This window comes from Pragia fontium (assembly GCF_900638655.1).
Classification (GTDB): domain Bacteria; phylum Pseudomonadota; class Gammaproteobacteria; order Enterobacterales; family Enterobacteriaceae; genus Pragia; species Pragia fontium.
In genome coordinates this window covers 3,048,631-3,061,827 of record NZ_LR134531.1, presented here as the reverse complement: position 1 = coordinate 3,061,827, position 13,197 = coordinate 3,048,631, and the positions used below count along the sequence as shown (strand labels likewise).

11 protein-coding genes are annotated in these 13,197 nt (G+C 46.5%); 7 read left to right on the top strand and 4 right to left on the bottom strand.

From position 1 onward, the window contains the following. The first annotated feature begins 114 nt into the window (after positions 1-114). From hutC to EL341_RS13295, 5 genes are all read left to right on the top strand, one after another. Positions 115-852 (top strand): histidine utilization repressor, encoded by a 738-nt coding sequence (hutC, locus tag EL341_RS13315; RefSeq protein WP_126468002.1) that lies wholly within the window; start codon positions 115-117, stop codon positions 850-852. Further along, complete coding sequence (locus tag EL341_RS13310; protein WP_126468000.1) at positions 849-1,445, top strand: HutD/Ves family protein; 597 nt, start codon at positions 849-851, stop codon at positions 1,443-1,445. Before hutC ends, EL341_RS13310 begins: the two co-directional genes overlap by 4 nt. Positions 1,446-1,792: 347 nt before the next feature. Then, a complete protein-coding gene (gene hutU / locus EL341_RS13305) occupies positions 1,793-3,478 on the top strand; it encodes a urocanate hydratase (protein WP_126467998.1) in 1,686 nt (561 codons plus the stop codon). 1 nt (position 3,479) lies between these two features. Then, positions 3,480-5,018: a histidine ammonia-lyase gene (hutH, locus tag EL341_RS13300; protein ID WP_047781761.1), complete on the top strand. Its 1,539-nt coding sequence runs from the start codon at positions 3,480-3,482 to the stop codon at positions 5,016-5,018. A gap of 101 nt (positions 5,019-5,119) precedes the next feature. Next, on the top strand, positions 5,120-6,526 hold the full coding sequence (locus EL341_RS13295; RefSeq protein ID WP_114986967.1) for an amino acid permease: 1,407 nt from the start codon (positions 5,120-5,122) through the stop codon (positions 6,524-6,526). A gap of 76 nt (positions 6,527-6,602) precedes the next feature. Here the strand turns inward: EL341_RS13295 and EL341_RS13290 are convergent, their stop codons facing one another. From EL341_RS13290 to EL341_RS13275, 4 genes are all read right to left on the bottom strand, one after another. Beyond that, entirely contained in the window at positions 6,603-7,310 is a 708-nt protein-coding gene (locus EL341_RS13290; RefSeq protein ID WP_232036562.1) for a LutC/YkgG family protein, read from the bottom strand. After that, positions 7,310-8,731 carry a LutB/LldF family L-lactate oxidation iron-sulfur protein gene (locus EL341_RS13285; protein ID WP_126467996.1) on the bottom strand — a complete coding sequence of 474 codons (1,422 nt, stop codon included), beginning with the start codon at positions 8,729-8,731 and terminating at the stop codon, positions 7,310-7,312. The genes EL341_RS13290 and EL341_RS13285 overlap by 1 nt, the downstream gene beginning before the upstream one ends. Positions 8,732-8,741: 10 nt before the next feature. Further along, entirely contained in the window at positions 8,742-9,461 is a 720-nt protein-coding gene (locus tag EL341_RS13280; RefSeq protein WP_047781758.1) for a (Fe-S)-binding protein, read from the bottom strand. A 174-nt stretch (positions 9,462-9,635) separates the two neighbouring features. Beyond that, entirely contained in the window at positions 9,636-11,180 is a 1,545-nt protein-coding gene (locus tag EL341_RS13275) for an L-lactate permease (protein WP_126467994.1), read from the bottom strand. Positions 11,181-11,360: 180 nt separating this feature from the next. On the opposite strand from EL341_RS13275, the gene EL341_RS13270 reads away from it, so the two are divergent. Both EL341_RS13270 and tilS read left to right on the top strand, forming a co-directional pair. Next, entirely contained in the window at positions 11,361-11,756 is a 396-nt protein-coding gene (locus tag EL341_RS13270; protein WP_126467992.1) for a VOC family protein, read from the top strand. 64 nt (positions 11,757-11,820) lie between these two features. Then, the gene (tilS, locus tag EL341_RS13265) at positions 11,821-13,146 is read left to right on the top strand and encodes a tRNA lysidine(34) synthetase TilS (RefSeq protein ID WP_126467990.1); all 1,326 of its coding nucleotides are present in this window, start codon (positions 11,821-11,823) and stop codon (positions 13,144-13,146) included. Positions 13,147-13,197: the final 51 nt, after the last annotated feature.

Here is a 13,197-nt window from a genome sequence, read left to right as displayed (position 1 = left end):
GATAGCCCTATTCAAAAGGGGGATAGGGCTAACTAATTAACATATTGATACATTATATTAGTGCTATGTTAAGCTATTATTCTCACCCTATGCTTTTTTGATAAGGAAGTGCCAGTGCCCACCTCCCGATTCCCATTGCGTGCTGCTGCTGTCCCTGCGCCGCTATACGCCCAAGTAAAGCAAACCATTAGTGAAAAGATTTATACTGGCTGTTGGCGTCCCAATGACCGCATACCTTCAGAAGCAGAGCTGGTACAGCAGTTTGGTTTTAGCCGGATGACGGTTAATCGGGCACTAAGAGAGCTAACAAGCGAAGGGTTATTAGTACGTCTACAGGGCGTTGGAACCTTTGTTGCAGAATCTAAAGGTCAATCAGCCCTATTCAAAATTGTCAGTATCGCTGAAGAAATTCGCCAGCGACAGCATCAGCATCGCAGCAAGGTTATTGAGCTGTCTGAACGAAAAGCGGATCTTCAGCAGGCTAGTTCATTGGGGGTTCAGCCAGGTGACGCCATTTTTCACTCGTTAATCGTTCACTATGAGAATGATATTCCGCTTCAAATTGAAGATCGTCTAGTGAATGCGACGGTGGTTCCTGATTATCTAAAACAGGATTTTACTCAAATGACGCCCCATGATTATTTGTCGCTTGTCGCGCCATTAACTGAGGGGGAACATATCGTTGAAGCGGTGGTCGGTACCAGCCAGCAATGCCAGCTATTAAACATTGATAAGAATGAACCTTGCTTGTTTATTCATCGTCGAACTTGGTCAACCCAAGACATTGTTTCCAGTGCCAAGCTACTTTCTCCCGGTTGTCGTCACCGTTTAACAGGGCGGTTTAAATCATGAAACAGTTATCATTCCTGCGCGCCACAGATTATTTGAGTATGCCCTGGAGAAACGGGGATGGTGTGACCAAAGAGATTTGTCGTTCGATTGATCCAACGGGTAGTGACTTTGCCTGGCGCTTTTCAAGTGCAGAGGTTGGAAAAGCGGGGCCGTTCTCTTCCTTTACCGGTTATCAACGCATTATTAGTGTTCTGAAGGGGAAGGGCATTCAGCTCCATATTCCTGACCAGCCATCGGTATCTCTCAGACCATTGGAAACCTTTGCATTTTCTGGCGACCTGGCAGTTGATTGTGCGTTACTTGATGGCCCAGTTATCGATCTGAATCTTATCTATCGGCCCGATCGCTATTCCGCTCATTTCCAGTGGATAACGGAACAAGCACATAAGCAATCCATTTTTCATTCAGCACCCATCCTCTTATTGTTTAATGCAGGGAATGAAATTCAAATTGAAATGGATGGTCAACTAATTGAGAAATTAGGTAATTTTGATACTTTATGGTTGAAAAATCCGCAGCAGGAATTGGTTGAGCTAACCTTACCACATTTGGCATGTTGCGCTGTAGTCGCCCTCTGGCCGAAGAATCCATGATAATAGCTAAGTAAAATCCAATGATTTAATGTTGCATAATTGTAAATTAAGTGTGATTCAAAACACAAAATCAGACATCAATATTCTCCATTCTTAGCCTTTCTTGTGACTTTAAAAGTCATTTCTTAGTAAATAAAAATAATCAATATTTTGATAAATATGATTATTTTTATATTCGTGAAATATTATTCTACGATTCTCTGGTAAATAATTAATACTTGAATGTACTTGTATATACATCTATATGTTGTAAACCAATGAGCTATCCATCAGCTGCATAATATTCACCATTGAGAGTTTTGTCTGCTAGCTATCTACAGGCCTCTTATAAGAAAGGAATGATCATTATGTCTCAAAATAAATTTCGTAATGTCGAAACTCGTGCTTACCGCGGCAATCAGCTCAATGCAAAAAGTTGGTTAACTGAAGCACCTCTGCGTATGTTGATGAATAATCTGGATCCTGAGGTGGCCGAGAACCCTCATGAACTGGTGGTTTATGGTGGGATCGGCCGCGCTGCCCGTAACTGGGAATGCTACGATAAAATTGTCGATACGCTGACCAACCTAGAAGATGATGAAACGCTACTGGTGCAGTCAGGTAAACCGGTAGGGGTATTTAAAACCCACAGTAACGCCCCTCGCGTTTTAATTGCTAACTCAAATTTGGTTCCACATTGGGCCACTTGGGAACACTTTAACGAACTGGATGCCAAAGGGCTCGCCATGTATGGTCAAATGACCGCAGGCAGTTGGATTTATATCGGCAGTCAGGGGATTGTTCAGGGAACTTATGAAACCTTTGTTGAAGCTGGCCGCCAACACTATAACGGTAGCTTAACCGGTCGTTGGGTACTGACTGCGGGTCTGGGTGGTATGGGCGGTGCTCAACCTCTTGCCGCTACTTTAGCCGGTGCTTGTTCACTGAATATTGAATGCCAACAAAGCCGTATCGATTTTCGCTTAAAAACACGTTATGTGGATGAGCAAGCAACCGATTTGGAAGATGCATTAGCGCGGATTAAAAAATATACCGCTGAAGGAAAAGCCATTTCTATTGCCCTGTGTGCTAATGCCGCAGAGGTTCTGCCTGAGTTAGTTAAGCGTGGTATTCGCCCTGATATGGTGACTGACCAAACCAGCGCCCACGATCCATTGCATGGCTATTTACCGAAGGGTTGGACCTGGGAAGAGTACCAGAAGCGCGCAATTACCGAACCGGCGGTGGTCACTCAGGCAGCTAAACAGTCTATGGCCGAGCACGTTACTGCAATGTTAGCCTTCCAAAAGATGGGCGTTCCAACTTTTGACTATGGTAATAACATTCGTCAGATGGCAAAAGACATGGGTGTAAAAAATGCCTTTGATTTCCCAGGCTTTGTGCCCGCCTATATTCGCCCTCTTTTCTGTCGCGGCATCGGACCTTTCCGCTGGGCAGCCCTGTCTGGGGATCCTGAGGATATTTATAAAACTGACGCTAAGGTGAAAGAGTTGATTCCTGACGACGAGCATTTGCATCGTTGGTTGGATATGGCTCGTGAGCGCATCAGCTTCCAGGGACTGCCAGCCCGTATTTGTTGGGTAGGTTTAGGCCTTCGGGAAAAATTAGGTTTAGCCTTTAATGAGATGGTGCGCAGCGGCGAACTTTCTGCCCCGATCGTGATTGGTCGTGACCATTTGGATTCTGGATCAGTTTCCAGTCCAAACCGGGAAACGGAAGCGATGAAGGATGGTTCGGATGCGGTTTCCGACTGGCCATTGCTGAACGCTTTATTGAATACCGCCAGTGGAGCCACTTGGGTTTCGCTGCATCACGGTGGTGGCGTAGGCATGGGCTTTTCACAACACTCTGGTATGGTGATTGTTTGTGATGGCACCGATGAAGCGGCTAAACGTATTGCTCGCGTTCTACATAACGACCCGGCAACTGGCGTCATGCGCCATGCAGATGCTGGTTACGAAATTGCGATTGATTGTGCAAAAGAGCAGGGTCTTAACCTGCCGATGATTACTACTGCACAAGGAGTGAAATAAGATGAAATCATTAGTTATACGTCCGGGACATTTAACACTTTCCGACCTGCGTCAGGTTTATTTACATCCTGTACGCATTACGCTGGATGAAAGCTATTTTCCTGCGATCCAGCAGAGCGTGGACTGTGTGAATGCCATTATTTCTGAAGGGCGTACCGCTTATGGGATTAATACCGGATTTGGCTTACTGGCACAAACGCGTATTGCCAGCGAAGATCTGGAAAACTTGCAGCGTTCTATTGTGCTTTCCCACTCTGCGGGGGTAGGCCAACCGTTGGATGATGCCCTTGTCAGATTGATTATGGTACTGAAGGTCAATAGTCTGGCTCGTGGATTCTCTGGTATTCGTTTACAGGTTATTCAGGCGCTACAAGCATTAATTAATGCGGAAGTTTATCCTTATATTCCCGCTAAAGGGTCAGTAGGTGCTTCTGGCGATTTGGCACCATTGGCTCATATGAGTTTGGTACTGCTCGGCGAAGGGCAAGCACGTTATCAGGGGCGGTGGTTACCGGCTAAAGAAGCATTAGCCAAAGCCGGCTTGCAACCGGTGACGCTGGCAGCGAAAGAAGGCTTGGCCCTGCTGAATGGTACTCAAGTATCAACGGCTTTTGCTTTGCGAGGCTTATTTGATAGTGAAGACCTGTTTAACGCTGCCGTTGTTTGCGGTTCTCTGACCACCGAAGCAGCGTTGGGTTCAAGAAGTCCTTTTGATGCGCGCGTACACGAGGTGCGTGGACAGTTGGGGCAAATTGATAGTGCCGCACTTTATCGTCAGGTTCTTGGTGAGCAGAGTGATGTTTCCCTCTCTCATAAGAACTGTGAAAAAGTACAGGATCCTTATTCATTACGCTGTCAGCCTCAAGTTATGGGCGCCTGTCTGAGCCAAATTCGCCATGCAGCAAGCGTCTTATTGGTTGAAGCGAATGCCGTTTCAGATAACCCGCTGATCTTTGCTAAAGAAGGGGATGTTATTTCTGGCGGTAACTTCCATGCTGAACCGGTAGCGATGGTTGCGGATAATCTGGCATTGGCTATCGCCGAGATGGGTTCTCTGGCTGAGCGACGCATTGCCCTGTTGATGGATAAGCATATGTCACAGTTACCGCCATTTTTGGTGAATAACGGTGGGGTCAACTCCGGATTTATGATTGCTCAGGTAACGGCGGCAGCTTTAGCCAGTGAGAATAAAGCCCTCGCTCATCCATCCAGCGTTGATAGTTTGCCAACTTCCGCCAATCAGGAGGACCATGTTTCTATGGCACCTGCGGCCGGACGTCGACTGTGGGAAATGGCGGATAACGTCAGAGTGATACTGGCGATTGAGTATCTTGCTGCGTGTCAGGGACTTGATTTTAGACAGGGGTTAAAATCCAGCCCGGTTTTAGAAAAAGCACGTGGCCTGTTGCGTAAGCAGGTTGCATTCTATGATAAAGATCGCTTTTTTGCGCCAGACATTGATGCCGCAACATTAATATTGGCCGAACGACATCTTTCTTCTTTATTCCCTCATTCCATGCTGCCTAGCCAGCAAAAATAAACTGTTTTTTCGTTTTAATGTTGTTTGCCGGAAATGATGTTTCCGGCAAATTGCCCGATTCCCTGTCAATATTCATGAAATGATGAGATTAAGGATAAAATATGCGAAAAGCCCTCCCACAACTGCAGCGCGGCCTTAATGCTCGGCATATCCGCTTTATTGCTTTAGGGTCTGCAATCGGTACTGGATTATTTTATGGTTCGGCCTCGGCCATACAGATGGCGGGTCCCGCCGTACTGCTGGCCTATCTTATCGGTGGTATTGCGGTTTTTATCGTAATGCGTGCCTTGGGTGAAATGGCGGTTCATCTTCCCATCGTGGGCTCTTTTGGTAGTTATGCCAGACAGTATCTGGGGCCACTGGCCGGATTTATTACCGGTTGGACCTATGCCTTTGAGATGATTATCGTTTGTTTAGCTGACGTCACCGCCTTTGGTATTTATATGGGGCTGTGGTTTCCCGATGTTCCTCAATGGATATGGGTACTCGGCGTCATCTTTTTGATTGGTGCTTTGAACCTTTTACACGTTCGTGTATTTGGTGAAATGGAGTTCTGGCTGTCGCTGGTTAAAGTTGTCGCCATTGTTGCGATGATTGTGGCCGGCGGCGCTATCCTGATATTCGGTAGCGGTGGGCACTTCGTTTCATCAGGCTTCGATAATTTATGGATGCACGGTGGCTTTGCACCAAATGGCATCAGCGGCGTCATCGCCTCTCTAACCATTGTGATGTTTGCTTTTGGTGGTATCGAGATCATCGGTATTACTGCCAGTGAAGCTAAAGATCCGACTAAGGTTATTCCTCGGGCGATCAACACCATTCCGATGCGTATTTTGCTGTTTTATGTTTTAACCCTGTTGGTCTTAATGTCGCTATCGCCTTGGAATACTATTGGTCAAGCAGGTAGTCCATTCGTTGAAATTTTTAGCAGTCTGGGCATTTCATCAGCCGCTAATATTCTTAACCTTATCGTGATTACTGCGGCTATTTCGGCCATCAATAGTGATATTTTTGGTGCCGGTCGCATGATGTACGGTATGGCAAAAGAGGGAATGGCACCGAAAAGTTTCCTGAGAATTGCCAGTAACGGCGTGCCTTGGATGACGGTTGTGGTGATGGCGGGGACATTATTGGTTGGCGTGGTGCTAAATTACTTAATACCTGAAAGCGTATTTCTGGTTATTGCTTCAATTGCTGCCTTCGCAACCATCTGGGTATGGCTGATGATCCTACTTTCTCAGTTCTCCATGCGTCGTGGTATGACGAAAGAACAGATGAAACAGTTGAAGTTCCCGATTCCATGGTGGCCAATCGCGCCAGCGCTAACGATTGTGTTTATGTTATTTGTTTTGGCAATGTTGGGTTACTTTGCTAATACACGCGCAGCACTGTTCGTTGGGTTGGGGTGGATAATTATGTTAACGATTGTCTACTATGTGAAAATCAAAGGCAAAGTGGACGTTGTCACACCAGAGCTGCTTTATAAGGAAGATTTAAGTTCCGATTAATCTCGTTTAACGTCGGCGCTTGAAATCACTGGCCCGAGTTCTTTATTGAACTCGGGCTTTTTTATGGACACTAAATTCAGCAGTCTTCCAGTACAACGTAAGCGGCATGAACCGGGCCATGAACGCCAAATACTTTGATTAACTCAATATCGGCGGTTGAGCTAGGTCCACCAATCAGATTAATGCAAGAGGGCATACGCTCCCCGGCCTGAGCCATTTGGTGTAACCGCTGTGCCATTTGAGCCACGCGGGGAAGAATGGTGCTTTTACGCAGCACAAAAACCGAGGTTTCCGGTAATAGACTGACCGACCGACCACGTTCCGGTGCCGAGAACAATACAACACCACCGGACTCTGTTAGCCCTGCTTCGGCATACACCAAACCCACCTTGGCTTTTTCCGCCATATGAATGTTGTCTTCACCGTTGCTCGGATCCCATTCATAGGCATCAAACAGTTCTTTTAATGCCGGGGTAATGCCCAATTCTTTCAGGCGTTGATCCCCGCTGACCACGACGGGAGAGCTGCCGTAGCGCTCACACAAGGCGATAACGTCGGCGATAAGTGATTCAGGACGGCTAAGAACGCAGGTAACCTTTTGGGTGCTGGCAAACTCTAAAAACTCCTGACAGAGTTGATCCTGAGTTTTATCCGTCAGACGAGTTTGTGGATATTGATTAACCGGGTTGCTGCTCTCGGCAGGGACATGACGGACTTCACGCCTTAATTGACGGGCAATTTCGCTGAGAAACGAGGTTCGATTTTGTTCATTCATCAACATCATTATTTATTCCTTTCCGCCTGATGACGTTTAAACCAACTACGGAAACCTTCACCGTCCGGTGTCGGTAAGTCGCGCGCTTCAGTCCAGTCGTTCAGGACGCTAATGCTGAGCGGGGCTTTGCCGTCTTTGATCATCCAGTTGGCCATTTTAGCCCCCATGGTCATACCGACTTTCCACAGGGCAGGGTGAGCATTGGCATAGTTAAACATTTTGGTGAAACGCCGTTCGCCTTTTGGCGTTAGGCCGGTTTCAGCCATGACTCGCCGGTGTTTTAAAATCAATTGGGCTAATGGAATTTTCACCGGACAAACCTGATTACAAGCGTTACACAGTGAGCAGGCATAAGGCAGATCGTGAAAATCTTCATAACCACCCAGCAAAGGAGATATCACCGCGCCAATTGGACCTGGATAAATAGAACCATAACCATGACCACCTATTTGGCGGTAGGCTGGGCAAGTATTTAAGCAGGCGCCGCAGCGAATGCAGCGTAGTACGTCTTTAAATTCTGAACCGAGGATCTTAGAGCGACCATTATCTACAATCACCAGATGGAACTCTTCCGGACCGTCGACATGACCTTCTTCCCGAGGACCCGTTAGCCAGGTGTTATAGCTGGTTAACCGGGTGCCAACGGCGCTGCGGCACAGCAGAGTGATCAAGACATCGACTTCTTCAAAGGTTGGCGCAATGCGTTCCATGCCCATGACGGCGATATGGGTTTTAGGCAGTGTGGTGGCCATTCTGAGGTTACCTTCGTTGGTCACCAGACAAATACTACCGGTTTCTGCAACGGCGAAGTTACAGCCGCTGATACCGATATCTGCTTCAAGAAAATCTTTACGAATTCTTTCGCGGATAAATAGCGTCATGGCCTCAGGGGTTTCAGAGCCGTCATAACCCAGTTTTTCGTGCAAAACCTTTTGAATCTGGTAGCGGTCTTTGTGTATTGCCGGTACCACGATGTGCGATGGGGGATCGTTATCAACCTGTAGAATATATTCACCCAGATCGGTTTCAATGACTTCAATGCCTTCGCTCTGGAGTACGTGGTTCAGGCCGATCTCTTCCGTCACCATGGACTTGGACTTAACCACCTTCTTCGCCTGCTTTTGCTTGGCAACGTCACGAATATAGTTGGTTGCATCTTCTTTGGTGCTGGCAAAATAAACGTGGCCGCCGTTTTCGGTTACTTTTTCTGATAATTGATACAGATAAGCATCAAGGTTTTCCAGAACATGGTTACGAATTTGTTCTGCGCGATCGCGCCAGTCTTCCCAATGCCCTAGTTCATTGACCATTATCTGGCGGTTAGCTCCGATACGTTCCTGAGCCATTGCCACGGCTTTACGCATGATGGTATCTTCCATCTCTGCTTTGATACGTGGTTTAAACGCGATATTGCTGGTTTTCATCGACATAGCTATCCCCTTAGCGGCTCATTAACACTTCAGCGATATGCATCACTTTTACCGGACGTTTTTCACGCGTCAGGCGGCCACTGATATTAATCAGGCAACTGGTGTCTGCACCAATCAGGTAATCCGGTTCAGCATCCATAATGTGCTGCACTTTTTCTTTCACCATTTCGCCGGAAATTTCCGACATTTTGACCGAGAACGTACCGCCAAAACCGCAGCATGTTTCCTGATTAACGATAGGCAGTAGTTCAAGGCCTTCGACGTTATTCAGTAACGTAATCGGCTCATCTTTGATGCCGAGTTTACGAAACAGGCTACAGGAAGGGTGATAGACCGCTTTGCCTGGCAGGCGAGCACCAACGTTGACCACTCCAAGGGTGTGTACGATAAAGCTGGTTAAATCCTGCATCCGATCGGCAACCGCCTGAGCTCTGGCTGCCCACTCAGGTTCATCGGCTAAATAAGTTGGGTAACTTTTTATCGCATAGGTACATGAGCCCGCAGGGGAAACTATCGGATAGTCATTATCTTCAAAAGTGGCGATCAGAGACTTCATTGCCGGTTTGGCATCGTTAACATAGCCACTGTTTAACGCCGGTTGCCCACAACATCCTTGGCGTTCAGGAAACAGGATTTCACATCCTAACTGCTCAAGCAGCAGCACGGTGTCCCGTGCCATATTAGCCTTGAGGGCGTCACCGATGCAGGTAACGTAAAAATTGACTTTCATAAAATTTGACTCCAGAAACGATAGAGGTCTTGGTGCCAGAGACGACGTTCATATTGGCGATCGGAATAACGATTTGGTAGGAACGTTGATTGCTGGCATCTGGCTCTTTATTCTTTTTTTAATCATCAGATGGCGAATTTTATCACCACCTGATGAGATCTTGTGTGATTTGTATTACAAATGGAATAAATAGTACATAGCGCCAATTTTCAGGCCAAGAATAACGATGTAGATAGCGCAGTATTTTAGTGTGCCAGACATGATGGCACTGCCCTGACCATCCATTCGGGTAGCTGAAACGGCAATGGCAATACTCTGTGGGGAGATCATTTTACCGCCGGTGGCACCGGCGGTATTGGCTGCCGCCAGTAATATAGGATCAATGCCTAGTTGAGTTGCTGCGCTGGTCTGTAGTTTACCAAACAGGACGTTGGAGTTAGTGTCACTGCCGGTCACAAAGGTGCCCAAGGCGCCAATGACTGGTGCAATGAAGATATAGCCGGTGCCGGTAACGCTGACTAAGGTATTGGCGATATCGCCAATCATACCGCTGGTGTCCATGACGGTCGCCATGGCAACGATGGCGGTAATGGCAATAATGGAGTTTTTCAACTGAACTACCGTGCTCCAAAGAACCGAGAACAGCGTTGAAATTTTTGCCCCCTGAATAATCCCACCGATAAAGGTGGCGATAATAATCAGGACTCCAGGCGTGCTTAGCCACTCAATCTTCAATTTCAGAATATGTGCATCGTTTAGCGCGTAAGGAATCACGCTTGATACTTGTCCCACCGTGTTCTTGATGGTTGGAAACAGCGGAGAACACAGCAAGATGAATAAGAATGTCAGTAAATAGATAGCACTGGCACGGATTAGGGCTGAACCTGAATAATGCTGCTGGTTTTTTTCTGTTGGCTCAGCTTGTTCTGCTGCCGGTTTTTTATAGCGCTTAGCGAGGAAAATGGTCACCAGCAAGCTAACCAAACTACCCGCAAAGGCAGGCAATTCGGCGCCTAAATAGGTGGCAACAAAATATTGAGGAATCAGGGTGCTGATACCGCACATGAGCGTAATAAAGAATACACCTTTAATAGCTTTGATCCCGCCACCCGCAATGGCAACGATGACGAAGGGTAACAGGATATTGAACAGTGATAGCTGAATAATGATCATGCTACTGAGTTCGCGCACCGGCAATCCGGTTTGTTCCGCTAAAATAGACACCGGAATACCGACAGCGCCAAAGGCAGTAGGGACGGTGTTGGCGACCAGTGAAGCAATGGCCGCTTTAAGCGGATTAAAACCTAACGCGATCAGAATACCAATGGGAATCGCTACTGCGGTTCCATAACCTGCTGCGGCTTCCAGAAAGCCACCAAAACACCAAGAAATAAGCAGGATCTGAATGCGTTTATCATCACTTATATTGGCCAGAACGTTTTTTAATACGTCCATGCTGCCGGTTTTCAGCATCAGGTTATAGCTGTAAATCGCACCCAGAATAACGATAATAATTGGCCATAAACCTTTAGAAGCACCATAAAGGGTCGACATAGAAAGGTTTTGTAACGGTGTTTTCCAAAAGATTCCGGCAATGATTAAAGTGATCATTAAAGAAATGATAACCGCATAATGTATAGGCGTTTTTATCTTTAAAATCATCACAATCATGGCGATTAATGGAATAATTCCCAACAAGAAGGAAAGATATTCGGACATAGAGGTACCTTTGTATTTATCATATGATTTCTATTTTAGGTGAGAATTCTAGGGGTTATCATTTTACGATTCAGTGAGCTGAAACGAGTTAACTCGAAAAATACGCAGAAATGATTATTGTATGATAAATTTCAATATATTGATTTTATTGAATATAAATTGATTTCATTGGTGAGGGTGATGGTTGGAATTAAGAAAATACACCATATAGCAGTGATCTGTACTGACTATGAGCAAAGTAAGCGTTTTTATTGTCATACATTAGGCTTCAAGCTAATGGCTGAACACTATCGGGCAGAGAGAAAGTCATGGAAGGCTGATCTATCAATGAACGGACAGTATATGATTGAACTCTTCTCTTTTCCTTCACCACCACCCAGAGTTAGTCAACCGGAGGCCTGCGGTTTGAGGCATTTGGCTTTTAGCGTCAGCGATCTGGATGTCGCTGTCGCTGAATTAAAGGCCTCTGGCGTTGAGTGTGAGGAAGTAAGAATCGATCCTTATACTGGAAAACGGTTTACTTTTTTTAGCGATCCGGATGGGCTCCCCTTGGAGTTTTATGAAGATAGTGAGTAAGTTGCTCGTTATCTTCCCTTTTTTTCACTAACATACGGTATCTTTCCCTACGGGTAGCAATGCAATGGGCAGTCATGAAGTGATACAGCAAATCGCCAAACGACTTGGGCGTGATAAGCGTATTTTAGTCGCGTTTAGCGGCGGTATTGATTCGTCCGTGTTATTACATGCTCTAGTGACTTTACGCTCAGAGCAGCATTCCGACCTGCAACTTAGAGCTATATATGTTCATCATGGGCTCAGTCGCTATGCTCAGGCGTGGGCTGAACATTGTCGAGCTCAGTGCGCTCAGTGGCAAGTTCCTTTTCAGGTCGTTCACGTTGATGTTGACCCTTCAGAAGCGGGCATTGAGGCCGCAGCACGTGAAGCACGCTATCAGGCGATAAGTGCATTACTGAATGATGGAGAGGTGTTGGCTACGGCTCAGCACTTAGATGACCAGTGCGAAACCTTTCTGTTGGCTTTAAAACGTGGCAGTGGGCCGGCGGGGTTATCTGCGATGCCATTCAATATGCCTTTTGGTGTTCATCGACAAATCCGTCCGATGTTGGATATTTCCCGACTTCAAATCGAAGATTATGCGAAAAAGAACGGGTTAAGTTGGGTGGAAGATGACAGCAATCAGGATGCCCGCTTTGACCGTAATTTTTTGCGTTTACAGATATTACCGGCGATAGCCCAGCGCTGGCCTCACTTTTCTAACATGGTTTCCCGTAGCGCAGGCTTATGTGCTGAACAGGAATCCTTGCTGGATGAACTTTTGGCACCTGATTTGTCGAGGTTGATGTCTGCCGATGGTGCAATGGATATTGATGGATTAGTGCACGTCTCTGAGATGAAGAGACGTGCAATACTGCGCCGTTGGTTAAGCCAACATCAGGTGCTTATGCCTTCGCAGGAACAACTGGAAAAACTATGGCATGAAGTGGCGTTGAGTAAACTTGATGCGGAACCCGTATTGCAATTGGGCATGTATCAAGTGCGCCGCTATCGTCAGCGTTTATATTTGCTGCCACTTTTTCAAGGGATTGAGAGCGTGGTGCTGGCGTGGCGTGGCGAAACATCCTTGATGCTTCCAGACTGTTTAGGCCAGCTGACATTGGCTGAGTCAGGTATTCATGTGCGGGCACCAACGATAGAGGAAAAGGTTACGGTACGCTTTTCTGCGCCAGGAAGCCTGACGGTACGCGTAACTGACCGTCGCCACTCCAGAGAACTCAAAAAATTATGGCAGGAGTTGGGCGTTCCCCCTTGGTTACGCCAGAGAACACCATTGCTGTTTTATGGGGAAATCTTGATCGCAGCAATTGGCTTGTTTGTTACGCTGGAGGGGCAGTCCGTAGCGGATAAACCGGTTTGGTGTATTCATTATGATAAGAATATAGCTTGATAACACGATAATAAATTGATTGGTTTTATTCATAAGCAATGTGATTGGTCT

What these genes read in the sequence shown, in the direction of transcription:
- EL341_RS13310 (WP_126468000.1), top strand. Translation starts at nt 849, where the DNA reads ATGAAACAGTTATCATTCCTGCGCGCCACAGATTATTTGAGTATGCCC.
- hutU (WP_126467998.1), top strand. Translation starts at nt 1,793, where the DNA reads ATGTCTCAAAATAAATTTCGTAATGTCGAAACTCGTGCTTACCGCGGC.
- hutH (WP_047781761.1), top strand. Translation starts at nt 3,480, where the DNA reads ATGAAATCATTAGTTATACGTCCGGGACATTTAACACTTTCCGACCTG.
- EL341_RS13295 (WP_114986967.1), top strand. Translation starts at nt 5,120, where the DNA reads ATGCGAAAAGCCCTCCCACAACTGCAGCGCGGCCTTAATGCTCGGCAT.
- EL341_RS13290 (WP_232036562.1), bottom strand. Translation starts at nt 7,310, where the DNA reads ATGATGTTGATGAATGAACAAAATCGAACCTCGTTTCTCAGCGAAATT.
- EL341_RS13285 (WP_126467996.1), bottom strand. Translation starts at nt 8,731, where the DNA reads ATGTCGATGAAAACCAGCAATATCGCGTTTAAACCACGTATCAAAGCA.
- EL341_RS13280 (WP_047781758.1), bottom strand. Translation starts at nt 9,461, where the DNA reads ATGAAAGTCAATTTTTACGTTACCTGCATCGGTGACGCCCTCAAGGCT.
- EL341_RS13275 (WP_126467994.1), bottom strand. Translation starts at nt 11,180, where the DNA reads ATGTCCGAATATCTTTCCTTCTTGTTGGGAATTATTCCATTAATCGCC.
- EL341_RS13270 (WP_126467992.1), top strand. Translation starts at nt 11,361, where the DNA reads ATGGTTGGAATTAAGAAAATACACCATATAGCAGTGATCTGTACTGAC.
- tilS (WP_126467990.1), top strand. Translation starts at nt 11,821, where the DNA reads ATGGGCAGTCATGAAGTGATACAGCAAATCGCCAAACGACTTGGGCGT.